The organism is Microbispora bryophytorum (assembly GCF_006874465.1).
GTDB lineage: Bacteria > Actinomycetota > Actinomycetes > Streptosporangiales > Streptosporangiaceae > Microbispora > Microbispora bryophytorum.
Window position 1 is genome coordinate 134,400 of the sequence record NZ_VIRL01000002.1, and the last position, 25,626, is coordinate 160,025.

The window sequence follows — 25,626 nt, forward strand, 5'->3', positions numbered from 1 at the left end:
ACTCTACCCGGCATGATTCACGCCAGAGGGCTCACCAAGACCTTCGGCCCGGTCGAGGCCGTCCGGGGGATCGATCTCGACGTCTCCGCGGGGGAGATCGTCGGCTTCCTCGGACCGAACGGCGCGGGCAAGACCACCACGCTGCGCATGCTGACCACGCTGCTGCGCCCCACGTCCGGCACCGCCACGGTCGCCGGCGCCGACCTGTTCGCCGACCCCACGGCCGTACGCCGCCGCATCGGCTACGTCGCCCAGGGCGGGGCGTTCGCGCCGTTCTCTCCGGTGGGGGAGGAGCTCGTGCTTCAGGCCCGTCTGTACGGCCTGAACAGGGAGCAGGCCCGCGAACGGGTGACCACCCTGCTCGCCGAGCTGGACCTGCCCGAGGTCGAGGAGCGTACGACGGCCACGATGTCGGGCGGCCAGAAGCGCCGGCTGGACATCGCGATAGGCCTGCTCCACCGGCCCGAGCTGCTCTTCCTCGACGAGCCCACGACCGGGCTCGACCCGCAGAGCCGCGCCAACCTGTGGGAGCACGTGCGGCGGCTGCGCGAGCGGGACGGCCTGACGGTCTTCCTCACGACCCACTACCTGGAGGAGGCCGACGCACTCTGCGACCGCGTCCTGATCATCGATCACGGCCGGATCGTCGCCGAGGGCACCCCGGACGAGCTGAAGTCCGAGCACGGCGCGCGCACGCTCGACGACGTCTTCCTCGCGGTCACCGGCCGCGAGTTGCGCGAGGCGGCCACCGCGTGACCGCCCTCGCCGCCCTGACGGGGCACTATCTGCGCGTCGCGTTCGGCAACAGGTTCAGCCTGGTCTTCAGCGCCCTGCAGCCGTTCCTCTACCTCGTGTTGTTCGGCCCGCTGTTCGACCGGAGCGGCGTGGGCTCGTGGGCCGTCCTCGTGCCCGGCCTGCTGGTGCAGCTCGGGCTGACGAGCGCGGGAATGTCGGGCTTCAGCATCGTCTTCGACCAGCGGTTCGGCGTGCTCGAACGGCTGCGGGTCACGCCGGTGAGCAGGGTGACGCTGCTGCTCGGCCGGGTGCTCAAGGACAGCGTCGTGCTGCTGGTCCAGGCGGTGGCCATCATCGTGGCCGCGTACGCGCTGGGCCTGCGGGCGCCGCTCGCGGGGGTGCTGACGGCGCTGCTGCTGACCACCGTGCTGTCGGTCGGCATGGCGTCGCTGTCGTACACGGCGGCTCTCACGCTGCGACAGGAGCTGTTCGCGCCCGTGATGTCCACGCTGGTGGTCCCCCTGATGCTGCTGTCGGGCGCACTGCTGCCGATGTCGCTCGCCCCCGCCTGGCTCGACGTGGTGTCGCGGCTCACGCCGTTCCGCTACGCGGTCGAGGGGCTGCGCGCGCTTTTCGCCGGTTCCTACGCCTCGCCGGCCCTGTTGTGGGGGGTCATCGTGTCCCTGGCCTTCGCCGTCCTGGGCGTTACCCTGGGCACCAGGCGTTTCCAAAAGGAAAACGCCTGATCAGGGGTAGGAAAAGGCATTCGAAGTTGATACCCGTTTGCGGGGGCCGCCGGACACGGGGACGGTCACAATGGGTGCGTGGCGGACGTCAACTTCACCCTCGTCCAGCTGCGTTACTTCGTAACCGCGGCCGAGCTCGGCAGCATGACCGCGGCCAGCAGGGAACTCATGGTGGCGCAGTCGGCGATCTCGGCCGCCATCGCCCAGGTGGAGCGGGAGCTGGGCGTCCAGCTCCTGATCCGCCACCACGCCCGCGGCCTGTCGCTGACCCGCGCGGGCGAGCGCTTCCTCGTCGAGGCCAGGGAGTTCCTGTCCCACGCCGCGGCGCTCGCCCAGTCGGCGCGCGGCCTCGCGGGATCGCTGACCGGTGAGCTCGCCGTCGGCTGCCTGACCACGCTCGCGCCGTTCTACCTGTCCCGGCTGCTGCGCGAGTTCGCCGAGAAGTATCCCGGGGTGCGGGTCAGCGTCGCGGAGGGCGAGATATCCGCCATGGAGTCGGCCCTGCTCGACGGGCGGTGCGAGGTCGCGCTCGTCTACGCCATCGACCTCGCCCTCGACCTCGACATCCGGACGCTCACCCGGGCCAGGCCGTACGCGTTGCTGCCGCCGGAGCATCCCCTGGCCCGGGCGGAGGCGGTGTCGCTGACGGACCTGGCGGGCGAGCCGATGATCCTGCTGGACCTGCCGCGCAGCCGCGACTACTTCCGGGCCATCTACCCCACCGAGCCGCGCGTGCGGTTCCGCACGTCGAGCTACGAGACGGCGCGCTCACTGGTGGCGGGCGGGCACGGCTACTCGATACTCAACCAGCGGGCCGACAACGACCAGACCTACGACGGCGGCCGGGTCGCGTGCGTCCCGATCAGCGACGACGTGCCCACGCTCGACGTCGTGCTCGCCTCGGTGCGCGGCGTGCGGCCCACCGCCCGGGCGGTCGCCTTCGCCGAGACCTGTCAGGCGTTCTTCTCCAGGAGGTAGCTCACTCACCCGAGGTCGGCGAGCAGCGTCTCCAGGAACGCGCCGGTCTGCGTGGCCGGTCGGGCGTCCACACACACCGCGTTCATCACCTGCGTGTACGCCTCGGTGTCCTCGGGCTTGTCCAGATAGAGGGCGCTGGTGAGCTGCTCCAGGTAGACGACGTCGGGCAGCTCGGGCGCTTCGAAGCGCAGGATCGTGAAGGGCCCTCCGCACGTGGCGTGCCCGCCGTGGTCGAACGGCACGATCTGCAGCGTGATGTTCGGCTGCTTCGTCACCTCGACGAGGTGTTCCAGCTGGGCCCGCATCACCTTCCGGCCGCCGATCGGACGGCGCAGCGCCCCCTCGTCCATCACGGCCCACAGGGTCGCCGCCTCGGGCCCGGTCAGCCGCTCCTGTCGGCGCATCCGCAGGTCCACGCGCCGGTCGACGTCGTCGGAGGACCGGCCCGCGTTGCTCCGCAGGACGAGGGCCCGCGCGTACTCGGGCGTCTGCAGCAGCGTGGGCACGAACTGCAGCTCATAGCAGCGGATGACGGACGCCGCCTCCTCCAGCCCGACGTAGAACTCGAACCAGCCCGGCAGCACGTCGCTGTACTTGTGCCACCAGCCGGGGATGTTCGCCTGCCGCGCGAGGTCGAGCAGCACGGCACGGTCGTCGGGGTCGGTGAGCCCGTAGAGGGTGAGCAGGTCGGCGACGTCCCGCTCCTTGAAGCCGACCCGGCCGAGCTCGAGCCTGCTGATCTTGGCGTGCGACCCGCGGATGGCACGGGCCGCCTTCTCCGGGGTGATGCCGCTCTCCCGGCGTAGCCGCCTGAGCTGGGCCCCGAGCAGGAGTCGCAGGGCCGTCGGGCCGCCGCGCGCGGTCCCGGCGGGTACGGGGGCGGTGTGGCCCGCCTGTGCGTTCACGATCGCTCCATTGGCGGCGCTCCCGGAAGGATTCCTGGTGAACCAATCGGATTGATCATCCTACCGGACCGGGGGGAGGCCGTCTTTTCTAGGAACTTCCACGGAAAGTCGGGGGACGCGCGACATTTGCACGTGCACGCGTGCTTGCATCCGCAAGGCACAGGGCAAGATACACGACGGCAGGGAAATTCACATCATGTAATGAGTGAGACCTGAGGGATCGGCGATGACAGCAGACCTGGCGGGCCCGGGAGCCGCGACAGCGCCTCCGTGGTTGACCTCGATGTTCGAGCGGGACGACGTCGCCGGTTCGTCCCTGCCTCCGCCGGCCACGTGCACCTTTCAGGGGCGGGCCGCGTCCGCCGCCGCGGCACGTGACTTCACCGCCAGGACGTTGTGCGGCTGGGGCGTCCCCGGCCTCGTGCCGGACGTGCAGATTGTGGTGTCCGAGTTGGTGACCAACGCGTTGCGGCACGTTCCCGGTGACCCCGCGGACGCCCCGCCGATCCGGCTGAGGCTGGTGAAGCACCGGTTTCATATCGGCTGCGGCGTGAGCGACGCCAGCGAGCGGGTGCCCGCGGTCTCGCCCTGGAACGATCTGTCGGAGTCGGGCCGGGGGCTGCACCTGGTCGAGGCGCTGACCGCGGCGTGGGGCTGGATCCTCACCCGCGGCGGCGGCGGCAAAGTGGTCTGGGCGCTGTTCGACACCTCGCGCGCCTCGTGACGGGCCCCCGATCCGTCGCCGGCCGGGCGCGGGCGGAGCGGAGCGCCTGCTGGGCGGAGTGCGCCACCACTGTCATCGCGTTCGGCGTCGCGAAGACAGCGGTGGCGGTCCTGCCGCAGCGCGGGGCCTGACGCGGCGCGCCCGGCTCAGCCCGGCTCAGCCCTGCTCGGCCTCGCCGGTGACCTGCTCGGCGGCCTCCTCGGGCGACTGCTCCAGATCCTGGTCGGCCTGGGCCTGCGCGGAGGCCTTGTCCAGCCGGACCCAGCTCGTGATGCTCTCGATCGCGAACAGCACCAGCAGGTACGCCGTGAGGACGGCCGCCACGGGGGTCAGCCATCCGGCGGCGGCGCCCACCCCCAGGATCAGCAGGCGGACCTCCCAGCCCAGCCCAGCCTGGTACAGCCAGGCAGGGGGCCAGATGCCCTGCCGGGTGCGGTAGACGGTGTCGTACGTGTGGTAACCGATCACGTAGAGCAGCACGAACAGCAGCCACTTGGGCGTGTCCTCGGCCAGCCCGAGCAGGATGATCGTCCCGAACTCGGCCGCACGCAGCAGCGGGGGAGTGAGCCAGTCGAAGCGGCCCAGGTGGTCGCGGCCGGCGGTGGGCAGGACCAGCACGAGCAGCACGGCGACGGGCACGAACAGGATCGGGCCGTCGGTGAGGGTGCCGGCGACGGCCAGCGCCACGATCGCGATCAGCGCCACCACGGTCGCGGGCACGGGCGGCAGCAGCCGGCCCAGGGAGCCCTTCAGCGCGCCGGCGAGCGGGCCGTCGTCGCGGTAGGCGAGCAGGCGCGCGGTCTGGACGCGGCGGCGCTCCTCGTCCGGGTCCGGCAGTGGCGTGATGGTCTGCGGCTGAGTGATCATGCGAGCGACCTCAGGAGACGTCCGGTGAGGGTGTAGGTGGCCGCGATTCCGCCCCAGACGATCAGCGTGAGGAACGTCACCCGGGGGTTGAAGAACGCGGCGGTGATCGCGATCGCGGCGAAGCGCTCGCCGATGGGGAACACGATCATCTTGCGGGCCCAGTGGACCAGGCGGAACTTGCCGGCCTTGGTCCAGAGCTTCAGCAGCCCGCGCACGCCGGTGTTCCGGCTCGCCCTGCGCTGCTCCAGCGCCTCCCGCAACGGACGGTCGTCGGCGACCGTCAGGTCCAGCGTCGGCAGCGGCACGGGCGCCTTGCGCCGGTTGGCCGCGCCGAACGAGAAGTCCAGCAGATGCTTGACCGACTGGAGGGCGACCGCGACCAGCGCCAGCGTCCAGACGCCCTCACCGTCGCCGAACTGTCCGGACACCGTCGCGCCGACCGCCAGGCCGACGAAGACGGCGTATTCCTTGAACCGGTCGAACGTGGCGTCCAGCCAGGCGCCGAGCACGCCGAACTTGCGCGCGTAGCGGGCGACCTGGCCGTCCACGCAGTCGAAGACGAACGCGAAGTAGATGAGCACCGCCCCGGCCACCGCCCCCCAGCGGGTGCCGGTGGCGAACGCGCCGGCCGACAGCAGACCGAGGGCGATCGAGATCAGCGTCACCTGGTTGGGCGTGAGCCCGCGGCGGGCCGCCCAGCGGGCGATGAAGCGCGAGTAGGTGCTGACGAAGAACGTGGTGAAGAAGCCGTCGGCGCCCTTCACGGCGTTGTTCAGCCGGGCCCGGTCCTCGTTGTACCCCGCCATCTCCGCCAGCGCCTCGTCGGCCTCGGCCTGGCTGCGGATGCGGCGGAAGAACAGGTCACGGCGACCCCGCCGGCCCACCGACACACCGCGGCGGATCAGGCCGAGCACGAGAAGCTCGGTCACGTCGTCCTCGGGACCGAACAGGTGGGCCATGTCCGCCAGTTCGCGGGCGACCTCGGCGAGGGTCGGCAGGTGCCGCTGGTGGAGGTGGAGCGGCCCGAGCAGTGCCGCGTTCGGCCGGGTCACCGCGTGGTAGGCGGTGCCGACCGAGACGATCCGGCTCCGGCCGATGCGCGTGCGCTGGGGAAGCCCCTCGATGACCTTTTCGCCGATCTCGGGCTCCGCCTCCTCGATCGGCACCTCCTCCGTCTCCTCCGCCGGCGGCGCGTTCTCGTCCACTTCCTCGCGCTGCTGGCGGACGACCAGTGCGATGGCCCCCCGCTTGGCCTTGGTGATCTGGTAGATCAGCTCGTCGTGCACCAGCGAGTCGGCCGGGAGGATCAGCAGGTTCTCCTCGGCGCCCTCGACCGCGTCGGCCAGCGCGCGCAGGTCGCCAGCGACGTCACGGCTCTGCACCACCCGGCCGTACGGCCTCTGGTAGGCGGCGGCGTCCCCCGGCCGGGCGATCGTCGTCGGCTCGGGGTCCAGAGCGGCGGCCTGCGCGAGCAGCCTGTCGTACGCGGAGGGGGCCCCGGGCAGCGATTGCAGCGTGATGTCCGCGGGCAGGGCGGGCTGACCGCCGAGCGGCGGGGGACTGATCGGGCCGGGCGGGGCGCCCAGCAGGACCACGCGGGTCATGGCAACCTTTCACGCAACGGGGGGAGATCAGGCCCTCAGGCTTGACCGGCGCGGGGAAGTCCGCCGGAGGCCAAAGCTTAGTGACCTTTCGGTTGAACCGATGCATCCCAGGTTTACCGTACGGTCCCTGGATGTACAGCTTGGGTGGGGTTCGTCACCCGGCATCGTCGCCGGATCATTACCGAATTTTCACCATTCATGCTCCTCGACAGGGCGAATGACCGACTGACCGGGCGACCGCTCGCGCGCACCCATACGATGGCGGGGTGAGCCTCTACCGGGACGAGGGCGTCGTGCTGCGCACCCAGAAGCTGGGTGAGGCCGACCGCATCATCACGATCCTCACCCGGCGCACCGGCAAGGTCCGCGGCGTGGCCAAGGGCGTGCGCAGGACCATGTCGCGCTTCGGCGCGCGGCTGGAGCCGTTCTCCCATGTCGACCTGCAACTCCACAGCGGCAGGTCGCTCGACGTGATCACCCAGGTCGAGACCCTGCGTCCGTACGGCGGGCCGATCGTGGCCGACTACGCCAAGTACACCGCGGGGACCGCGATGCTGGAGACGGCCGACCGGCTGACGGTGGGCGAGAAGGAGCCGGCGCTGCGGCAGTTCCTGCTGCTGGTGGGCGGACTGCGCACGCTCGCCGAGGACGGTCACGAGGCCCGGCTGGTGCTCGACGCGTTCTTCCTGCGCTCACTGGCCGTCGCGGGCTACGCCCCCGCGCTGTCGGAGTGCGCGCGATGCGGCGCGGAGGCCGTGCGCGCCTTCGCGATCGTCGCCGGCGGCGTGGTGTGCGGCGCGTGCCGCCCGGCCGGCGCCGCGGTGCCCGCCGCGGAGACGATCGCGCTGATGATCGCCCTGCTGCGCGGCGACTGGACGGCCGCCGACGCCTCCGAGCCCCGGCACCGCACCGAGTGCAGCGGCCTGGTCGCCGCATACCTGCAGTGGCACCTGGAGCACGGCATCCGCTCGCTGCGTCATGTGGAACGGGAGTGGCCGGGCCAGGTGACCGCAGGCGAGGCGAGGATCATCTGACCGGCCTTCGCGGGGGACGCACGGAATGCGCACGCGATGCGCACGGGATCCGCACGTCTCCCGCGCCTGAGGACCGGTTCGGACGCAATACCCTCGGTACATGGTCCGTCCTCCCTCGCCGCACCCGTCCGGAGCCACCCCGCCCGCCATCCCGCGCGACCTGCTGCCGCGACACGTGGCGATCGTCATGGATGGCAACGGCCGCTGGGCCAAGTCGCGCGGGCTGCCCAGGACCGAGGGGCACAAGATGGGCGAGGCGTCGCTGTTCGACGTCATCGAGGGCGCCATCGAGATCGGCGTCCCCTACCTGTCGGCGTACGCCTTCTCCACGGAGAACTGGAGACGCTCGCCCGACGAGGTGCGCTTCCTCATGGGGTTCAACCGTGACGTCATCCGCCGGCGGCGCGACCAGCTCAACGCGATGGGCGTACGGGTCCGCTGGGCCGGACGTCCCGGGCGGCTCTGGAAGAGCGTGATCAAGGAGCTTGAGGACGCCGAGCGGATGACGGTCGGCAACAGCACGCTGACCCTCCAGTTCTGCGTGAACTACGGCGGCCGCGCGGAGATCGTGGACGCGGCGGTGCGGCTCGCCCGCGACATCGCCGCGGGCCGGGTCAAGGCCGACAAGGTCTCGGAGAAGACCTTCGCCCGCTATCTGGACGAGCCGGAGATCCCGGACGTGGACCTGTTCCTGCGTTCGTCCGGCGAGCAGCGCACCTCGAACTTCCTGCTCTGGCAGTCCGCGTACGCCGAGATGGTCTTCCTCAACCAGCTGTGGCCCGACTTCGACCGGCGCGACCTGTGGGAGGCGTGCGATATCTACGCCAAGCGCGACCGCAGATACGGCGGGGCCATTCCGAACGAGGCGGCGCAGAACGTCGGCCCGGAACTCCGGCACGGCACTGAATCACGGCACTGAATCACGGCACCGATTCCCGGTGCTGAATCACGGCACCGATTCCCCAGCACCGAGTCCCCGGCGCGGCGCCGAGTCGCGGCGCCGGCGGGCCCGGTGTCAGGAGGCGTCTCGGCGGCGGGCCCGATACGCGGCGACGTGCATGCGGTTCCCGCAGGTGCGGCTGTCACAGTAGACGCGGGAGCGGTTCCTCGACTCGTCCACGAAGACGTTGGAGCAGTCGGGGGCCGCGCACGTCCGCAGGCGATCCCGCTCGTTCTCCACGAGCACGTGCGCGAGGGCGACGCCGCAGTCGGCGGCCAGGTGCTCGGCGACCGACGCGCCCGGCGCGAAGTAGTGGACGTGGAGGGGGTGGCCGTCGTGCTCGGCGAGGTGCGGCGTGATGCGGGTGCGCTGCAGCAGCGTGTTGAGCAGGCCGACCGCCGCCGACTGGTCCGGCGCGGTGAAAACGGCGTGGAACTCCTCGCGCAGGGCCCGGACCTCGCCGAGGTCACGCGAGGTCACCGCCTCGACTCCGCTGACCTCTCGCCGGCGGACGAACTCCTCCAGGTCGCCGACCTCGGCCAGCCCGTCGGGCTCGTCGGCGCCGGTGTTGATGAGGTCCACCACCGTCGCCAGCGAGTACACCATGTCATGGCTGAACGGCACGCCATCTCCCTTTTGTCGCGGCGGTCCCTGTGGCGGCGCAGGCAGCGTACCTCTCGGGCAGCCCGCGCGGGGTGGGGTCAGCTCTTTCCGGCCGCCTCGGCGCGGGACCTGGCCGCCTCCGCGCACGAGGAACAGGTGCCGAAGATTTCCACGGTGTGGGTGACGTCGATGAAGCCGTGCTCGGCTCCGACGACCTCGGCCCAGCGCTCGACATCCGGCCCGGCCACCTCGATGGTGCGCCCGCACTCCCGGCACACGAGGTGGTGGTGATGCGTGTCGGTCTGACAGGCCCGGTAGACCGACTCGCCCTCGTCGGTGCGCAGAACGTCGACCCGGCCGGCGTCGGAGAGGGACTGGAGCGCTCGGTACACGGTCGTCAGGCCGATCTTCGAGCCGACCGCGCGCATCTCGGCGAACACGTCCTGCGCGCTGCGGAACCCCCGGCTCTGGCAGAGGATCTCGTGAACGGCGTCGCGGCTCTTCGTCATCAGGACTCCTGTGTACGGCTTCGCCCTACGACCTACCAGAGTAAGTCGGTCTGCGTCAGATCAGGCCGAAACGGGTGGCGGCGAGGAGGACCAGGAACGTCATGACCGCCACGCGCAGCACCCGGCCCACCGGACGCAGCGAGGGCCACGACAGGTAGGCCAGGCAGCCGATGAACGCGAGCACCGGAAGCACGGCCAGCCCGCCACGCCAGTCGGGCACCACCAGCCCGGCGATCAGCAGGGCCACCATGACCAGAGGGACCACCCAGCGGGGCAGCTGGAACAGGAAGACCAGCGGCGCGGCGCTCCTGCGCTCGAACGCCGCCCGCAGCCCGGTGGCGCCGGGCGTGAAGAACTGCTCGCCCGGCGGCAGCGGCCGCCGCACCCGCGGGGCCGCCGCGTTCCCCCCGGCGGGAGGCCTCCTCGCCAGAGGGTGGGTCGGCACCTGACGGCGCGGCGGTTCGGTTTCGCTTCCCACGCGTTCGAGCCTAGTGCCCATCCCGCCAATCTTCGCCCCGTCTGTTCGCCCGGCCCGTTCGCCCTGTCGCGTCGCCCTGCCTGTTCGCCCGGCCTGTTCGCCCTGTCGCGCCGTCCGAGCGGCGCCTCCCCGCGGTGCCCCACCCGCCCCTCCCCGGCACTGCGTACGCGAGGGGTGGCATGCTGGGCGGCATGCTCGCCGTGATCCGTTACTCGGTGCCGGGCGCCCGCGCCGACGAGTTCGCCGCCCAGGCGCGCGCCATCCTCGATCTGCTTGCCGCGCAGCCGGGATACCTGCGCGGGCAGATCGGCCGGTCGGTGGACGAGCCGGCCCTGTGGGCGGTGGTCAGCGAATGGGAGGGCGCGGGCTACTATCGGCGCGCCCTGTCGGCGGCCCGCATGGTCATGTATCCCCTGATGACCCTTATGATCAACGAGCCCAGCGCCTTCGAGGGCGTCTACGCGCTGCCGGGTGAAGGGGCGAGCGCGGGGACCGTGGGCAAGGCTTGAGCGCGGGGGCGCCGGATTCCCCTAAGCTTGAGCACGGATCCGGGCAGGTGGCCGGACGTCCCGCGGCCGCGGCACGCGGCAGGGCCGGCCCGCCCGCTTCAGCGAGCATCGCACCGCTGACCCCGATCTCAACGCCGACACCCAGCCGGATGGAGTTCCACTGATGGCACGTCGCACCGACGTCTTGGAAACGATCGTCAGCCTCGCCAAGCGCCGCGGGCTCGTCTTTCCGTCGAGCGAGATCTACGGAGGCCTGCGGGCGTCCTGGGACTACGGCCCCCTCGGTGTCGAGCTCAAGAACAACGTGAAGCGCGAGTGGTGGAAGGCCATGGTGCAGGGCCGCGACGATGTCGTCGGCCTCGACTCCTGCGTCATCCTCGCCCGCGAGGTCTGGCAGGCCAGCGGCCACGTCGAGACCTTCACCGACCCGCTCACCGAGTGCCAGTCGTGTCACAAGCGCTACCGCGCCGACCACCTCGTCGAGGCGTACGAGGCCAAGCACGGCAGTGAGCCGGCGGGCGGCTTGGCCGACATCACCTGCCCGAACTGCGGCAACAAGGGCGCCTTCACCCAGCCGAAGCAGTTCAGCGGCCTGCTGAAGACGTTCCTCGGCCCGATCGAGGACGAGTCGGGCCTGGCGTACCTGCGGCCGGAGACCGCCCAGGGCATCTTCATCAACTACCTCAACGTCCAGCAGTCGGCCCGCAGGAAGGTCCCGTTCGGCATCGGCCAGGTCGGAAAGTCGTTCCGCAACGAGATCACCCCGGGCAACTTCATCTTCCGCACCCGCGAGTTCGAGCAGATGGAGATGGAGTTCTTCGTCAAGCCCGGCACGGACGAGGAGTGGCACCAGTACTGGATCGACGAGCGCCTGCGCTGGTACGTGGACCTCGGCATCAACAAGGACAACCTCCGGCTCTACGAGCACCCGAAGGAGAAGCTGTCCCACTACGCGAAGCGGACCGTGGACATCGAGTACCGCTTCAACTTCGCCGGCGGCGAGTGGGGTGAGCTGGAGGGCATCGCCAACCGCACCGACTTCGACCTCACCGCGCACGGCAAGGCGTCCGGCACCGACCTGTCGTTCTTCGAGCAGGAGTCGGGCGAGCGCTACGTGCCGTACGTCATCGAGCCGGCGGCCGGTGTGGACCGCGCGACGCTGACCTTCCTTCTCGACGCATACACGGTCGACGAGGCGCCCAACGCCAAGGGCGTGATGGAGGAGCGGACCGTGATGCGCCTCGACCACCGCCTCGCCCCGGTGAAGGTCGCGGTGCTGCCGCTGTCGCGCAACGCCGACCTGTCGCCGAAGGCCCGGGACCTCGCGGCCCGGCTGCGCCGCCGGTGGAACGTGGACTTCGACGACGCGGGGGCCATCGGCCGCCGCTACCGCCGCCAGGACGAGATCGGCACGCCGTTCGCGATCACGGTCGACTTCGACACCCTGGAGGACCAGGCCGTGACGATCCGCGAGCGGGACACCATGGCCCAGCAGCGGGTCGCGCTCGACCAGGTCGAGTCGTACCTGCGCCAGCACCTCAACGATTGATCATCGCGACAAGGCGCCTGTCCGGAAATTTCCGGACAGGCGCCTTTTGCGTGAGCGTCTGGGGCCGTCCGACCACGGCAACGATCTGCATGCGCCGCCGGGCGCGGAGCGCGCCCCGATCTCGGCTGCTGGATGTCGCGGCGGCCCGTTGCTCGGCGTCCTCGTTGAGGATCTCCAGTGCACCGATCTGCAGGTTCATGTCGATCGTGGTCAGCGGGGGCCTGGTCTCCCGTATTGGCCGACCAGCACCAGCGAGCCGTGACACATGCTGCGGATATGCGAACCAGGCGGCGGGGAAAACCCATGCTCGTCGCCGCTCTGGCCGTCCTGGCCGTATTAGCCGTTGGCGGGTGGGCCGCATGGTCTTTCCTCATGCCCATGTATCAGGGGCGTGACGACCCGTACGCCGTGCTTCCCCGGAGCGAGGCCCTCCTCACCAGCGGGGACCAAGGGATCGACCGACTGAAGCGCTTCGTGAGCAAGCAGGCCGGGCTGCACTTGCCCGACAGCAGTTGGGCGCGGTGGGCTTCGAACGACACAGGCGCCGACATCCAACTGGACGTGAAGTACGAGCTGCGCACTGCGACTTCCCAGAGCTCGGGGCAGGAGGCCGCCGCAGCCTGGCTGGACGAGATGGCCCACCCCACAAACCCTTCTATGAAGGTCACCAAGCTTCCTGACATCGGGGACGAGGCGGTGGAGAGGCAAGCGCCGTCGGGATACGTGGTGTTCGTCCGTGCAGGGAACGCGACGATCACCGTGGATTACTCCGTCTACGGGACGGAAGGCGCCAAGGAAGCGGAACAGGTCCAGAAAACGGCTCGCCGAATGGCCGCTCTCGCTGTCGAGCACATCGAGAAGGCGAATTCCAGGGCCGCCTGACAACACGCTCCGCTTCTGCCGTAGTGGGACGCACTCGACGTCCTCACGGAGGGTCCCTCGGCCCTCGGCGAGCCCGGGCCTGTATGAACTGTGCGCCGTCATCGTCGACCGGCTGTTCCGCTTCTACGACCGATGCGCCGCCTCCGGCCTGGCCGAACTCGAACGCCTGGCGAGCACGGTCGAGACCTGGTGGCCCCGAGATCCTCGCGGTCATCCACACCGGCATCACCGACGCAGGCTTCTGAGGGCGCCAACCGCGTGATCGAGACCGTCGCCCGCGACGTGTTAGCGGCACAACCTCATCCTGGCAACCTCACGCCTGGCGCGCCGGTGTCGGCGAAGATGGGTGCGATCTCTGAGGAACCAAGAGGGAGTCGACGCGATGACGAAGTATCTGATCTCGTTTCCGAGCGCCGCCATGGTCCTTTCCAACGAGGAGCTGCAGGCGGCCGCGGACGCGGCGCACGCCGTGGTGCAGGAGGCATCGACGAAAGCGTTCCGCCTGTCATGGTGGACGGGGACGGGGACGGGGCCGTGACCGAGGGCACATACCCTCAGACGCGGCAGATCGAAGGCGGCTACACCGTTTTGGAGCTGCCGTCCCGCGAGACGGCACTGGAGTGGGCCGCGAAGATCGCGGTCGCGTGCCGGTGCGTGCAGGAGGTCCGCGCGTTCCAGTACGACCCTGCCGGCTGACGGGCCTCGGCCTCGCCGGGAGTCGTATTCGGTCTCGGCCACCGATACGCGCGAAAGATCGAGGCTGACGGCGCGGAATATGCTTGTAGCGTAATTTGCCCATGGCGAAAATGTGCTGACAGTGAAATAGACCGTCCTCTTCCCGGGTTCCGGGACTAATGTCGCGGCATAACCCGACTATCGAAACAGGGAGACCAGATGGACCACCACGCGCGCTCAGGCGGCCCCGCCGGCGACCGGTTCGGCTCCGGCGATCTTGGCCGCAAGCTGCTGGAACGGCGCATCCTCGTGCTCGGCCAGGAGGTCGACGACGACATCGCCAACCGGATCTGCGCGCAACTGCTGCTGCTGACCGCGGAGGACTCCGCGCGGGACATCAGCCTTTACATCAATTCCCCCGGTGGCTCCGTGTCGGCCGGTCTGGCGATTTACGACGTCATGCAGTACGTGCCGAACGACGTCGTCACCGTGGGCATGGGCCTTGCCGCCTCGATGGGACAGTTCCTGCTGTGCGCCGGCGCGCCGGGCAAGCGGTACGCCCTGCCGCACGCGCGCGTCATGATGCACCAGCCGCTCGGCGGCATCGGCGGCACGGCGGCCGACATCGCGATCCAGGCCGAGCAGATGCTGCACACGAAGAAGACCCTGGCCGAGCGCATCGCCTTCCACACCGGCCAGCCGCTCGAACGCATCGAGGCGGACTCAGACCGCGACCGGTGGTTCACCGCCGAGGAGGCCAGGGAGTACGGCATCGTCGACCACGTGGTTGCCGGGCTCGGCGCCCTGCGTACGGCACGGTGAGAGCGGCGCACTGATCGCCGGAGCGAGCGGCACATGTGAGCGGCACTGTGACGCCGTGGATGGCGCGGTGGATGGTGTCGTGAACGGGCGGGGGAGCGCGCTCAGCCGCAGCGCGTCCCCTTGGCCGGGACCGTCCCCTCCAGCAGGTAGGCGTTGACCTTGTCGTCTATGCACTGGTTCTGGCCGTACGCGCCGTGGCCCTCGCCGTTCAGCGTCAGCAGCACGGCCGTGCGCAGCTGCTCGGTCAGCCGCGGCGCCCACTGGTACGGCGTCGCCGGGTCGTTCGTGACGCCGACCACCAGGATGGGATTGGACCCGGTGGCGTCGACGTGCCTGGCCGCGTCGTCTCCGCGTACCGGCCAGACGCTGCACGATCCCGCGCTGATCGCGGTCGAGGCGAAGATCGGGCTCCTCTTCTCCAGCCGCCGGGCCAGCTCCTCGGCCTGGGCGACCGAGGGGCGGTCGGTGCTGTCGACGCACAGCACCGACGGCAGCGAGAACTGCAGGGTCGAGTAGGTGCCATTCGGCTGCCGCCCGGCATACTGGTCGGCCAGCGCGAGCAGGCCGTCGTACTTGCCCTTGCTGCCTTCGCTCAGCGCCTCGGTCAGCAGCGGCCAGGTGTACTTGCTGTAGAGCGCCTGGGTGATGCCCGCCCTCGCGATGTCCTCGGTGACCGTGCGGGAGCCCACCTTGCCAGGCGTGCGGGCCAGGGTGTCGAGAAGCTTCAGCACGGTCGCGTTCGCGGCGGCGGCGTCGGCGCCGAGCGGGCAACTCGTCCGCGTCTTGGTGCAGTCGGCCAGATAGTCCTCGTACGCCTTCTGGAAGCCGAGGGCCTGCGTCTTGGCCATGTCGAGCATGGTGACCGAGGGATCGACGGCCGAGTCGAGCACCATCCGCCCCACCTTCTTCGGGAACTGCGTGGCGTACACCGCCCCGAGGTGGGTGCCGTAGGAAAAGCCGAGGTAGTTGAGGCGCGGGTCGCCGAGGGCCGCCCGCAGCGACTCCATGTCGCGTGCCGCGTTGACGGTGCCGACGTAGGGCAGGATCCAGCCCGCGTTGCGCTCGCACCCCTGGGCGAATCCCTTGACGAGCGTGGTCTCGGTCGCGAGGGTCTCGCTGGGCTCCCTGCTCATGTACTGGTCCATCTGAGGGCCGCTGAGACAGCGGATGCCGCTGCTGCGCTCCACGCCGCGCGGGTCGAAGCTGACGAGGTCGTAGCGGCTGTTCAGAGCGGAGAACGCGTGGGCCGCGTTGATGAGCGTCGTGACCCCGGAGCCGCCGGGACCGCCGAAGTTGAAGACCAGGGAGCCGATCCGCCGGCTCTGGTCGGTGGCCCGCAGCCGGACCAGGGCGATGCCGATCTTCTTGCCCTCCGGCTTGGCGTAGTCGAGGGGCACCTGGAGTGTGGCGCACTCGAAGCCGGAGGAGGAGGCCGTCTCCTCGCAGGCCTTCCAGGACAGGGAGGGCGTGCTCGACGCGTACCCCTCCGGGGTGACTCGCGCGCCCCCGCAGCCGGCGGTCGCCGCCATCGCACCGAGCCCGGCGACCGCCACCGCCATCACCGGCCAGACCCTACGCGCGGCCGTTCCCCGCACCGCCCGCATCCACGCGGGCGTTCCCTGCGACGTACCGCTCCGCGCGGCCGTTCCCCGCGCCGCCACTCGCGCCGATATCGCTCGCTCCGGAACCTCACGCGACAACGCTCGCGACACTGACAACCCTCCGTGTTCGACTGTATTCGGAGGGTGTCTCGTTTATATCGCATGTCGTCGCGACCGCACGGCCGACTCACCGGAACTCGCCTTACCGCATAATGGTCTAAACCATTTCCCCTCGCGTGATGCGAAACCTGGAGGGCCGTCCTTGGCGGCGCATTGGTTTACACCAGTGCGCGATCGTCGAGAAGATGGCCGTTGTTTAATTGGATTAGACCTCTCCCATGCCTTCCACCTGCTTAGACGCCATATGTGGCGAAGGGTGAGGTTTGGTGCTGCTTTTCCCAGGTACAGTCCGTTTGCGGGCCGCGTTCGCGGTTTTATTGAAGTCGGCGAAGGAGCGTCGCATGCCCAAGTACGTTTACGACTTCACCGAGGGCAACAAGGACCTCAAGGACCTACTCGGTGGCAAGGGCGCCAATCTGGCGGAAATGACCAACCTCGGTCTCCCCGTGCCTCCCGGCTTCACGATCACCGCCGAGGCGTGCCGCCACTACCTGCGGCACGGCGGCACGCCCGACGGGCTGGAGGGGGAGATCGGCGAGCACCTCGCCGTCCTTGAGGCGCGGATGGGCAAGCGCCTCGGTCAGGCGGACGACCCGCTGCTGGTCAGCGTGAGGTCGGGGGCGAAGTTCTCGATGCCCGGGATGATGGAGACGGTCCTCGACATCGGCCTCAACGACGACTCCGTCCTGGGCCTGGCCAAGCAGTCGGGCAACGACCGTTTCGCGTGGGACTCCTACCGCCGGCTCATCCAGATGTTCGGCAAGACCGTCCTGGGCATCGACGGCGAGCTGTTCGAGGACGCGATGGACGAGCTCAAGGGCGAGCGGGACGACACCGACCTCGACGCCGCCGACCTCCAGCGGGTGGTCGAGACCTTCAAGGGCATCGTCCGGGAGCGGGCGGGCCGCGACTTCCCCGCCGACCCCCGGGAGCAGATGGACCTCGCCGTCAGGGCGGTCTTCGACTCCTGGAACGCCCCGCGCGCGATCCTCTACCGCCGCCAGGAGCGCATCCCCGCCGACCTCGGCACCGCCGTCAACGTCGTCGCCATGGTGTTCGGCAACATGGGCCCGGACTCCGGCACCGGAGTCGCCTTCACCCGCGACCCCGGCTCGGGACGCCAGGGCGTCTACGGCGACTACCTGCGCAACGCCCAGGGCGAGGACGTCGTCGCCGGCATCCGCAACACCGTCCCCCTGCAGGAGCTGGAGACCATCAACCCGGGGGCCTACCGCGAGCTCCTCGGCATCATGGCGACGCTGGAGCGGCACTACCGCGACCTATGCGACATCGAGTTCACGATCGAGCGCGGCAAGCTGTGGATGCTGCAGACCCGGGTCGGCAAGCGCACGGCCGCCGCCGCCTTCTGCATGGCCACCCAGCTGGTGGACGAGGGCCTGATCGACATGGACGAGGCGGTCACCCGGGTCACCGGTGACCAGCTCGCCCAGCTCATGTTCCCCCGCTTCGCCGCGACGGCGGGCAACCGCAGGCTGACCACCGGCATGAACGCCTCGCCCGGCGCCGCCGCGGGCAGGGCCGTCTTCAGCTCCGAGCGGGCGGTCGAGCTGGCCGCGCGGGGGGAGGCGGTCATCCTCGTGCGGCGGGAGACCAACCCCGACGACCTGGCCGGGATGATCGCGGCTCACGGCGTGCTCACCTCCAGAGGCGGCAAGACCTCCCACGCCGCCGTGGTGGCGCGCGGCATGGGCAAGACCTGCGTGTGCGGGGCCGAGGAACTGGAGGTCGATCCGCACGCCCGCCGGTTCACCGCGCCCGGCGGGGTCGTCGTCGACGAGGGCGACGTCATCTCGATCGACGGCGGCACCGGAGCCGTGTACCTCGGTGAGGTTCCCGTCACCGCCTCGCCGGTGGCGAAGTATTTCGAGGGCGAGCCCGCCGAGGACGAGCTGGTGCGGGCCGTCGACCGGATCATGCGCCACGCCGACTCCGCGCGCCGCCTCGCCGTACGGGCCAACGCCGACACCCCCGAGGACGCCGACCGCGCCCGCCGCTACGGCGCCGAGGGCATCGGGCTGTGCCGTACGGAGCACATGTTCCTGGGGGAGCGGCGGCGGCTCGTCGAGGACCTGATCCTGGCCACGACGCCGGAGGCCCGGCAGGCCGCGCTCGACGCGCTCGAACCGCTGCAGACCGGCGACTTCACCGGCATCTTCACGGCCATGCGCGGGCTGCCGGTGACGATCCGGCTGATCGACCCGCCGCTGCACGAGTTCCTGCCCGACCTCACCGACCTGGCCGTGAAGGTGGCCCTCGCGGGGGACAGGGCGGGGGACAGGCCGGGGGTCAGGACGGAGGACGGGGCGGACGATCGGGACCGGAGGCTCCTCGACGCGGTCAAGCGGCTGCACGAGCAGAACCCCATGCTCGGCCTGCGCGGCGTGCGGCTCGGCCTGACGATCCCCGGCCTGTTCGCCATGCAGGTGCGGGCCATCGCCGCGGCGGCCCGCCGGGTGGAGGGCGCGCGGGCGGAGATCATGATGCCGCTGGTCGGCGCGGTGCAGGAGCTGGAGATCGTCAGGGACGAAGCGGAGCGGATCCTCGCCGAGGCGGGCGTGGCGGCGGCGATCGGCACGATGATCGAGGTGCCGAGGGCGGCGCTGACGGCTGGGCAGATCGCCGAGGCCGCCGAGTTCTTCTCGTTCGGCACCAACGACCTCACCCAGATGACCTGGGGCTTCTCCCGCGACGACGTGGAGAGCGCCTTCTTCGGCGCGTACCTCGACCTGGGCGTCTTCGGGGTCTCGCCGTTCGAGTCCATCGACCGCGAGGGCGTCGGCCGTCTGATGCGGACCGCGGTCGAGGAGGGCAGGCGGACCCGGCCCGGCCTCAAGCTCGGCATCTGCGGCGAGCACGGCGGGGATCCCGATTCGGTGCACTTCTGCCACGAGATCGGCCTCGACTACGTCTCCTGCTCGCCGTTCCGCATTCCGGTCGCCCGGCTGGAGGCGGGCCGCGCCGCACTGGCCTGCGCGCGGTCCGGCACGGGATGCTGACGCGCCTGGCGGGAGAACCCGGGCGTCACTCGCGGCTGCTTACCAGGTAAGGGGGCAATCTCCCATCGGATAACCGGATCTGTCGTGAAACCGGACCTTCGCGGGTACGCTCCATTCCCCGCTGCCACGGGGCTTGCCACAGGGAAGGGGGATGGATGGCCCGCTACGACGAGCACGACCAGGCACGGTGGGTGCCGGAGCCGCCGGGCAACCCCGAGCGGAGCGCGTTCGAGCGGGACCGGGCACGCGTGCTCCACAGCGCCTCGCTGCGCAGGCTCGCCGCCAAGACGCAGGTGGTGGCCCCCGCCGACTGCACCGGCCTGCACAGCCCCCGCACACGGCTGACCCACTCCCTGGAGTGCGCGCAGATCGGCCGGGAGATGGGCAGGGTCCTCGGCTGCGACCCCGACCTGGTGGAGACCGCCTGCCTCGCCCACGACCTCGGCCATCCCCCGTTCGGCCACAACGGGGAGGCCGCCCTCGACGAACTGGCCGCGCCGTGCGGCGGGTTCCAGGGCAACGCGCAGAACCTGCGCCTGCTGACCCGGCTGGAGGCCAAGGTCATCACCGAGGACGGCCGCAGCGCCGGGCTCAACCTCACCCGGGCCGCGCTCGACTCGGTCTGCAAGTATCCCTGGGCCGGGTCCTCCTGCCGGGTCCCCGGCGTCCCGCTCGCCGCCGAGGGCCGGCCGTACTGCGTCTACCCCGACGACCTGGCGGTCTTCCGCTGGGTGCGGGAGGGGGCGCCCGACTACGCGGTCGGCTTCGAGGCGCAGATCATGGACTGGGCCGACGACGTGGCCTACTCGGTGCACGACCTGGAGGACGCGCTGACGTGCGGCCACGTCACGATGGCGGCCCTGCGCGACCCGGAGGAGCGGCTGGAGGTGTGCCGCCTGACGAGGGAGTGGCACGCGCCCGACGCGGGCGTGGAGGAACTGTCGGAGACCTTCTCCCGGCTGCTCGCCGAGCCGCTGTGGCCGGCCGCCTTCGACGCCGGACTCGCCGATCTCGCCGCGCTCAAGCGGCTCACCAGCGCGCTCATCGGCCGGCTGTGCCGCTCGGCCCAGAACGCCACGCGCGAGGCGTACGGCTGCCACCCCACGCCGGGAGGCAGGGAGGGCGGGGCGGGCAGGGAGGGCGCGGGCGGCCGCAACCGGTACGACGCCGACCTGGTGGTGCCGAGGATGACCCGCCTGGAGTGCGCGCTGCTCAAGGGAGTGACGGGCCGCTACGTGATGTCCAGGGAGGCCCACCACGCCGTCCAGGCCCGGCAGCGCGAGATCATCGCAGAGCTGGGCGACCTCATCCTGCGCGGCGCCCCGGCGACGCTGGAGCCCGCCCTGCGGCCACAGTTCGAGCAGGCCGCCGACGACGCGGGACGACTGCGCGCGGTGGTCGACCAGATCGCCTCACTGACCGACTCCTCCGCCATGGGCCTGCACCGCCGCCTGTCGACGGCCACGCGCCGCCTCAGGGCCGGCTGACCCGCCGCGCCACCTCAGCGCCGTCTGATCCGCCGGGTCGCCTCGAAACCGGATGACCCGCCGGTCGGCTCAGGGCCGGCTGAGACGCGCCGCCTCCGCAGCCGCCCGCACGAAGGCGGCCAGCGCCCGCGACCGCGTGTTCTGCGGCCAGGCGAGGACCAGCGTCGTCGGCGGCGCGTCGGCCACGGGCACGCCGACGACGTCGTGACGCAGGTTCGCCCGGATCGACTCGGGGACGACCGCCACGGCCCGGCCGAGCGCGACGAGATGCATGAGCTGGCCGCTCTCGGCGATCCGGGAGAAACCCTCGGGGACGGCACTCGGCCACCGCGGCAGCGGCTCGCCGTCGAGGTCCGCCATCGACAGCTCCGCGCGTCCGGCGAGCCGGTGCCCGCGCGGCAGCACCGCCACCTGGCTCTCCACCAGGAGCTCCTCGACCGCGAGGCCGGTCAGATCCTCGCGGGGGGCGTGCAGCAGGGCGGCGTCGGCCCGGCCGTCCCGCACCATCGCGCCCCGCTCCCGTGCGCTGAAGACGATGTCGACGGGCAGCGCGCCCGGTGTGGCGGCGTACGCCGCGAGGATCTCGGGCAGCAGATCCGCGTCTCCGCCCGGTTTGGCGGCGAGCACGAGCGAGGGCTCGCTCCGGCCGGCCCGCCGGGTCCTGCGCACGGCCGCCGACACGGCGGCGAGCGCGGTGTGGCCCTCCCGCAGCAGCGTCGCACCCGCGTCCGTCAGCGTCACCGTGCGGTGGTCGCGCTCCAGCAGCCGCACGCCGAGGCGGCGTTCGAGCTGCTGGATCGCCCGTGACAGCGGCGGCTGCGCGATGCCGAGCCGCCGGGCCGCCCGCCCGAAGTGCAGCTCCTCGGCCACCGCCACGAAATAGGCCAGCTCCCGCGTCTCCACGGTGTCGTCACCGGGGGTCATACCGCGAGGGTATCGCCCGTGACCGAGACGGTGTTGGGCGTGGCGGGGGACGCGGTGATGGGCTTGACCCATGAAAAGCACAGACAGCACAGACAGCACTGCCGACACTCGCAGCGGCAGCACTGGCACCGTCGCCCTCGTCACGGGGGCGAACAAGGGAATCGGCTATGAGATCGCCAGGCAGCTCGGCGAGCTCGGCATGACCGTGCTGCTCGGGGCGCGCGACCCGGGACGCCGGGACGAGGCGACCGCGAAGCTGCGGGCGGAGGGTCTGGAGGTCCACCCGCTGACGATCGACGTCACCGGCGAGGAGAGCGTGCGGGCGGCGGTGGCGCGGGTGGAGGAGCGGTTCGGCCGCCTCGACGTGCTCGTCAACAACGCCGGCATCTCGGGCGGGACGCGGCAGACGCCCGGCTCGGTCGACCTCGGCGTCGTGCGCGAGGTGTTCGAGACCAACCTCTTCGGCGTCATCCGGGTGACCGACGCGACGCTGCCGCTGCTGCGGCGGTCGGCGGCGGGCCGGATCGTCAACGTGTCGAGCGGCACGGGGTCGATGACGCACATGACCGACCCCGCCCACTACTTCACCGACAGTCCGAGTTTCGCGGCCTATCCGCCGTCGAAGGCCGCGCTCAACATGCTCACCGTGCAGTACGCCAAGCAGCTGCGCCCGCTCGGCATCCTGGTCAACGCCATCGCCCCCGGGCCGTGCGACACCGACTTCGCCAGGGATCTCGGCAGGTCCCTGCCGCGTACGGCGGCGCAGGGCGCGGCGGTCGCGGTCACGCTCGCGACGCTCGGCGCGGACGGACCGTCGGGCGGGTTCTTCGACGAGGACGGACCGGTGCCGTGGTGACCGTCCCGCTCAGAGCGGGATGATCACCACGTCGTCGTCGTCGCCGCCTCCGTTCTTCTTCTTTTTCTTCGTCGGCGGCTTGGTCTCGTCCGGGGTGGGCGTGGGCTGCTGGGAGGAGTTGGACGCGCACAGTTGCGTGCAGGGCGGGGTCGCCCCCATCTTCTTGCGCAGCGTGAGCATGGCCTTGCGCGGCGAGACGGTGCGGTTGCCGTCGTCCCAGGCGTCCAGATAGGTCCACGGCGGCACCACGCCCCGCCGCACCCACCAGTACTGGGGCTCGACCGGCCACGAGATGGCGAAGTAGAGGTTGCTCGCGGTGTCGCGCGCGTTGCCCGTGTTGCCCACCCGGCCGAGCAGCTGCCCGGCCTTGACCTTGGCGCCCGGAGTGATGTCCTGCTCCACGGAGTCGAGGTGGCCGCCGAGGTACAGCACGCCGTCCTCGCCCTTGACCGTGACGAACCGCCCCTCCCGGTCGGCGCCCCGGTTGGTCGAGGGCGACCAGAGGTTCTTGACGTTGACCTCCTGGACCACCCCGTCGACCGGTGACACGAACGCGCATCCCTTGGCCGCCCAGATGGTGGTCTTGGGAAGCACGAGCAGTTTGCGGGAGTACGACACCTTGCAGCCCTTGATGGGGAAGGCGTACGTGTAGGAGGACATCTTCGGCGGCGGGACCCGCACCGGCTCGTCCCCGGGCGGAGGCACGATGTGGCCGGGCTCGGAGTCGTCCATGGCGGCCGTTATCCCACCTCCCGGCGGCGGTGAGGGCGGCAGCGTGCTCACTCCCGCGACCCCGGCGGGCGCGCCGCAGGACGCCGCGACGAACGCGGCGCCGGCGAGGGCGGCCAGTCTCCCCGATCGCATGATCTCCACCTGGTCGACGTTACCGAACCTTTCCTTTCTAACGGACCAAGCCGCACATCACGACCAGTTCCGGAAAGTCGTGACATGTCCTCGACGATCCGCGATGGGGCGTCCGGGCTGTCGGGGGCAGGCCCTAGACTCGCCAGCGTGGCAGGGCGAAGCGGTCGGATCAGTGATGAGGACATCGCGCTCGTGCGGGAGCGCTCGCCGATCGCCGACGTCGTCGGCGAGCACATCCAGCTCCGCAACGCGGGCGGGGGCAACCTGAAGGGGCTGTGCCCGTTCCACGACGAGAAGTCGCCCTCGTTCAACGTCACCCCGGCCCGGGGTTACTACTACTGCTTCGGCTGCGCCGAGGGCGGCGACGTCATCACGTTCGTCCGCAAGATCGAGAACCTGACGTTCACCGAGGCCGTCGAGCGGCTGGCCCAGCGCGCCGGCATCCAGCTCCGCTACGAGCAGGGCGGCTACGTGCCCGGTCGCGAGCAGGGCGAGCGGCTGCGGCTGATCGAGGCGCACCGCGCCGCCGCCGAGTTCTACGCCGAGCGGCTGTCCAGCCCGGAGGCGGCACCGGGGCGGCGCTTCCTGTCCGAGCGCGGCTTCGAGCGGGCCGACGCCGAGCACTTCGGCGTCGGCTACGCCCCCGACGAGTGGGAGGCGCTGTCGCGGCATCTGATGGCCCGCGGGTTCACCTCCCAGGAGCTGATCAAGGGAGGCCTGGCCCGGGAGGGCAGGCGCGGTCCCGTCGACCGGTTCCGCGGCCGGCTGATCTGGCCGATCCGCGACATCACGGGCGACGTCATCGGCTTCGGCGCGCGCAAGCTGCTCGACTCCGACGACGGCCCCAAGTACCTGAACACCCCCGAGAGCCCGATCTACCACAAGAGCTCCGTGCTGTACGGCGTGGACCTCGCCAAGCGGGAGATCGCCAAGCGGTCCCAGGCCGTCATCGTGGAGGGCTACACCGACGTCATGGCCTGCCATCTGGCCGGCGTGCCGACCGCGGTGGCCACCTGCGGCACCTCCTTCGGGGAGGACCACATCAAGGTCCTGCGCCGGCTGCTGCTCGACCAGGCCGAGTTCCGGGGTGAGGTGATCTTCACCTTCGACGGCGACTCGGCGGGGCAGAAGGCCGCCCTGCGCGCGTTCCAGGACGAGCAGAAGTTCGTCACGCAGACCTTCGTCGCCGTGCAGCCCGACGGCCTCGACCCCTGCGACCTGCGGGTCAAGCAGGGCGACGGCGCGGTGCGCGACCTGGTCGCCAGCCGCGAGCCGCTGTTCGCCTTCGCGATCCGCAGCACTCTGTCGCGCTACGACCTCAACACCAACGAGGGGCGCCTGGCCGCGCTCGACGCCGCCGCGCCCGTTGTGGCCGCGATCAAGGACCCGGGGCTGCGCAAGACCTACGTGGTGGACCTCGACCGCTGGATCGGCTTCATGGACGAGGGCTTCGTCATCCAGCGCGTGCAGCAGGTCGTGGGGCGGACGCAGGAGGGCGCGCACGGTCCCGGACGCCGGCAGGCGGCGCGCGCAGGCGCGCCCGCGCGGTCCGCCCCGGTGCGTCAGGAGCCCATGGACCCCGCCGTCCGCCTGGAGGCGGAGGCGCTCAAGCTCGCCGTCCAGCGGCCCGCGCTGCTCGGGCCGGAGTTCGACGCGCTCGGCGCGGCGACGTTCACCCTGCCCGAGCACGTCGCGCTCTACGAGGTCATCGTGGCGGCGGGGGGCACCGCCGCCGGGGGGCCGGGCGGGCGCGAGTGGGTCGACCGGCTGCTGGAGCAGGCCGACGCGGCGGCGCCCGGCGAGACCGGCGTCGACATGAGGTCGCTCGTCACCCGGTTCGCGGTCGAGGCCGTGCGCGCCGACAACGACGTCGAGGAGCGGTACGGCGCGGCCGTCCTGGCCAAGATCCAGGAGGTCGCGGTCGGCCGGGCCGTCGCTCAGGTGAAGTCGCGCCTGCAGCGGCTCAACCCGGTCGAAGAGCAGCAGGAGTACAACCGGCTGTTCGGCGAACTCGTGGCCCTGGAACAGCAGCGACGGGTGTTGCGGGAACGCGCCAGCGGGGCCTGAATAAACGTCCATTTCCAGATCTCACAGTCGCCAAACATATGTTTTGATCTCGATTCGGTATTGACTTCCGCCTTACCTTGGGTGACAAAAATAGGCCTGCCATTTGGTGGTGCCTTTACTGCACACTGTG

The 25,626-nt window shown here is 70.8% G+C and carries 26 protein-coding genes; 16 read left to right on the forward strand and 10 right to left on the reverse strand.

The features are described 5' to 3' along the window. The first annotated feature begins 12 nt into the window (after positions 1–12). From FLX07_RS04865 to FLX07_RS04875, 3 genes are all read left to right on the forward strand, one after another. Entirely contained in the window at positions 13–756 is a 744-nt protein-coding gene (locus FLX07_RS04865) for an ABC transporter ATP-binding protein (RefSeq protein ID WP_142568235.1), read from the forward strand. After that, positions 753–1,481, forward strand: a complete 729-nt coding sequence (locus FLX07_RS04870; protein WP_142568236.1) for an ABC transporter permease — start codon at positions 753–755, stop codon at positions 1,479–1,481. Before FLX07_RS04865 ends, FLX07_RS04870 begins: the two co-directional genes overlap by 4 nt. A gap of 78 nt (positions 1,482–1,559) precedes the next feature. Beyond that, positions 1,560–2,459, forward strand: a complete 900-nt coding sequence (locus FLX07_RS04875) for a LysR substrate-binding domain-containing protein (RefSeq protein WP_142568237.1) — start codon at positions 1,560–1,562, stop codon at positions 2,457–2,459. Positions 2,460–2,464: 5 nt separating this feature from the next. On the opposite strand, the gene FLX07_RS04880 is transcribed toward FLX07_RS04875, so the two are convergent. After that, positions 2,465–3,367, reverse strand: coding sequence for a helix-turn-helix domain-containing protein (locus FLX07_RS04880; protein WP_142568238.1), 903 nt, complete (start codon positions 3,365–3,367; stop codon positions 2,465–2,467). Between the two features lie 223 nt (positions 3,368–3,590). On the opposite strand from FLX07_RS04880, the gene FLX07_RS04885 reads away from it, so the two are divergent. Continuing rightward, positions 3,591–4,088: an ATP-binding protein gene (locus FLX07_RS04885; RefSeq protein WP_142568239.1), complete on the forward strand. Its 498-nt coding sequence runs from the start codon at positions 3,591–3,593 to the stop codon at positions 4,086–4,088. 156 nt (positions 4,089–4,244) lie between these two features. On the opposite strand, the gene FLX07_RS38285 is transcribed toward FLX07_RS04885, so the two are convergent. Continuing rightward, on the reverse strand, positions 4,245–4,955 hold the full coding sequence (locus tag FLX07_RS38285) for a DUF5941 domain-containing protein (protein ID WP_142568240.1): 711 nt from the start codon (positions 4,953–4,955) through the stop codon (positions 4,245–4,247). Beyond that, on the reverse strand, positions 4,952–6,559 hold the full coding sequence (locus FLX07_RS38290; protein ID WP_142568241.1) for a CDP-alcohol phosphatidyltransferase family protein: 1,608 nt from the start codon (positions 6,557–6,559) through the stop codon (positions 4,952–4,954). The genes FLX07_RS38285 and FLX07_RS38290 overlap by 4 nt, the downstream gene beginning before the upstream one ends. Before the next feature lie 266 nt (positions 6,560–6,825). Between FLX07_RS38290 and recO the strand changes: the two genes are divergently transcribed. Both recO and FLX07_RS04905 read left to right on the forward strand, forming a co-directional pair. Continuing rightward, positions 6,826–7,593: a DNA repair protein RecO gene (gene recO / locus FLX07_RS04900; protein WP_142568242.1), complete on the forward strand. Its 768-nt coding sequence runs from the start codon at positions 6,826–6,828 to the stop codon at positions 7,591–7,593. 100 nt (positions 7,594–7,693) lie between these two features. After that, positions 7,694–8,512: an isoprenyl transferase gene (locus tag FLX07_RS04905; RefSeq protein ID WP_142568243.1), complete on the forward strand. Its 819-nt coding sequence runs from the start codon at positions 7,694–7,696 to the stop codon at positions 8,510–8,512. Between the two features lie 96 nt (positions 8,513–8,608). On the opposite strand, the gene FLX07_RS04910 is transcribed toward FLX07_RS04905, so the two are convergent. The 3 genes from FLX07_RS04910 to FLX07_RS04920 all read right to left on the reverse strand — a co-directional run bounded on the left by FLX07_RS04910 (position 8,609) and on the right by FLX07_RS04920 (position 10,123). Further along, positions 8,609–9,157 (reverse strand): CGNR zinc finger domain-containing protein, encoded by a 549-nt coding sequence (locus FLX07_RS04910; protein WP_142568244.1) that lies wholly within the window; start codon positions 9,155–9,157, stop codon positions 8,609–8,611. A gap of 77 nt (positions 9,158–9,234) precedes the next feature. Continuing rightward, positions 9,235–9,645, reverse strand: a complete 411-nt coding sequence (locus tag FLX07_RS04915) for a Fur family transcriptional regulator (RefSeq protein ID WP_142568245.1) — start codon at positions 9,643–9,645, stop codon at positions 9,235–9,237. A gap of 55 nt (positions 9,646–9,700) precedes the next feature. Then, positions 9,701–10,123 (reverse strand): DUF6703 family protein, encoded by a 423-nt coding sequence (locus tag FLX07_RS04920; protein WP_229689614.1) that lies wholly within the window; start codon positions 10,121–10,123, stop codon positions 9,701–9,703. A gap of 191 nt (positions 10,124–10,314) precedes the next feature. Between FLX07_RS04920 and FLX07_RS04925 the strand changes: the two genes are divergently transcribed. Both FLX07_RS04925 and FLX07_RS04930 read left to right on the forward strand, forming a co-directional pair. Continuing rightward, positions 10,315–10,632: an antibiotic biosynthesis monooxygenase family protein gene (locus FLX07_RS04925; protein ID WP_142568246.1), complete on the forward strand. Its 318-nt coding sequence runs from the start codon at positions 10,315–10,317 to the stop codon at positions 10,630–10,632. A gap of 163 nt (positions 10,633–10,795) precedes the next feature. Further along, positions 10,796–12,181: a glycine--tRNA ligase gene (locus FLX07_RS04930; protein ID WP_142568247.1), complete on the forward strand. Its 1,386-nt coding sequence runs from the start codon at positions 10,796–10,798 to the stop codon at positions 12,179–12,181. Here FLX07_RS04930 and FLX07_RS04935 read toward each other — a convergent pair. Further along, complete coding sequence (locus FLX07_RS04935) at positions 12,171–12,380, reverse strand: hypothetical protein (protein WP_142568248.1); 210 nt, start codon at positions 12,378–12,380, stop codon at positions 12,171–12,173. The genes FLX07_RS04930 and FLX07_RS04935 overlap by 11 nt on opposite strands. Positions 12,381–12,484: 104 nt before the next feature. Between FLX07_RS04935 and FLX07_RS04940 the strand changes: the two genes are divergently transcribed. The 4 genes from FLX07_RS04940 (at position 12,485) to FLX07_RS04955 (ending at position 14,560) form a co-directional block, all read left to right on the forward strand. Beyond that, complete coding sequence (locus FLX07_RS04940) at positions 12,485–13,063, forward strand: hypothetical protein (protein ID WP_142568249.1); 579 nt, start codon at positions 12,485–12,487, stop codon at positions 13,061–13,063. 382 nt (positions 13,064–13,445) lie between these two features. After that, positions 13,446–13,601 carry a hypothetical protein gene (locus FLX07_RS36885; protein WP_208762084.1) on the forward strand — a complete coding sequence of 52 codons (156 nt, stop codon included), beginning with the start codon at positions 13,446–13,448 and terminating at the stop codon, positions 13,599–13,601. Next, positions 13,598–13,759 carry a YciI family protein gene (locus FLX07_RS36890; RefSeq protein ID WP_223852727.1) on the forward strand — a complete coding sequence of 54 codons (162 nt, stop codon included), beginning with the start codon at positions 13,598–13,600 and terminating at the stop codon, positions 13,757–13,759. The genes FLX07_RS36885 and FLX07_RS36890 overlap by 4 nt, the downstream gene beginning before the upstream one ends. A 198-nt stretch (positions 13,760–13,957) precedes the next feature. Further along, entirely contained in the window at positions 13,958–14,560 is a 603-nt protein-coding gene (locus FLX07_RS04955; protein WP_142568250.1) for an ATP-dependent Clp protease proteolytic subunit, read from the forward strand. Between the two features lie 101 nt (positions 14,561–14,661). Here the strand turns inward: FLX07_RS04955 and FLX07_RS04960 are convergent, their stop codons facing one another. Then, positions 14,662–16,119, reverse strand: a complete 1,458-nt coding sequence (locus tag FLX07_RS04960) for an alpha/beta hydrolase (RefSeq protein ID WP_142568887.1) — start codon at positions 16,117–16,119, stop codon at positions 14,662–14,664. Between the two features lie 503 nt (positions 16,120–16,622). On the opposite strand from FLX07_RS04960, the gene ppdK reads away from it, so the two are divergent. Both ppdK and FLX07_RS04970 read left to right on the forward strand, forming a co-directional pair. After that, a complete protein-coding gene (ppdK, locus tag FLX07_RS04965) occupies positions 16,623–19,298 on the forward strand; it encodes a pyruvate, phosphate dikinase (RefSeq protein ID WP_142568251.1) in 2,676 nt (891 codons plus the stop codon). A 155-nt stretch (positions 19,299–19,453) separates the two neighbouring features. Next, complete coding sequence (locus tag FLX07_RS04970; protein WP_142568252.1) at positions 19,454–20,785, forward strand: deoxyguanosinetriphosphate triphosphohydrolase; 1,332 nt, start codon at positions 19,454–19,456, stop codon at positions 20,783–20,785. 69 nt (positions 20,786–20,854) lie between these two features. Here FLX07_RS04970 and FLX07_RS04975 read toward each other — a convergent pair whose 3' ends face one another. Further along, entirely contained in the window at positions 20,855–21,709 is an 855-nt protein-coding gene (locus FLX07_RS04975) for a LysR family transcriptional regulator (RefSeq protein ID WP_142568253.1), read from the reverse strand. Positions 21,710–21,779: 70 nt separating this feature from the next. Here FLX07_RS04975 and FLX07_RS04980 point away from each other — a divergent pair, with 70 nt between their 5' ends. Further along, positions 21,780–22,565, forward strand: coding sequence for an SDR family oxidoreductase (locus FLX07_RS04980; RefSeq protein ID WP_142568254.1), 786 nt, complete (start codon positions 21,780–21,782; stop codon positions 22,563–22,565). A gap of 9 nt (positions 22,566–22,574) precedes the next feature. On the opposite strand, the gene FLX07_RS04985 is transcribed toward FLX07_RS04980, so the two are convergent. Further along, complete coding sequence (locus tag FLX07_RS04985; protein WP_142568255.1) at positions 22,575–23,429, reverse strand: M23 family metallopeptidase; 855 nt, start codon at positions 23,427–23,429, stop codon at positions 22,575–22,577. 147 nt (positions 23,430–23,576) lie between these two features. Here FLX07_RS04985 and dnaG point away from each other — a divergent pair, with 147 nt between their 5' ends. After that, positions 23,577–25,496 (forward strand): DNA primase, encoded by a 1,920-nt coding sequence (dnaG, locus tag FLX07_RS04990; protein ID WP_229689615.1) that lies wholly within the window; start codon positions 23,577–23,579, stop codon positions 25,494–25,496. Positions 25,497–25,626 lie beyond the last annotated feature (130 nt).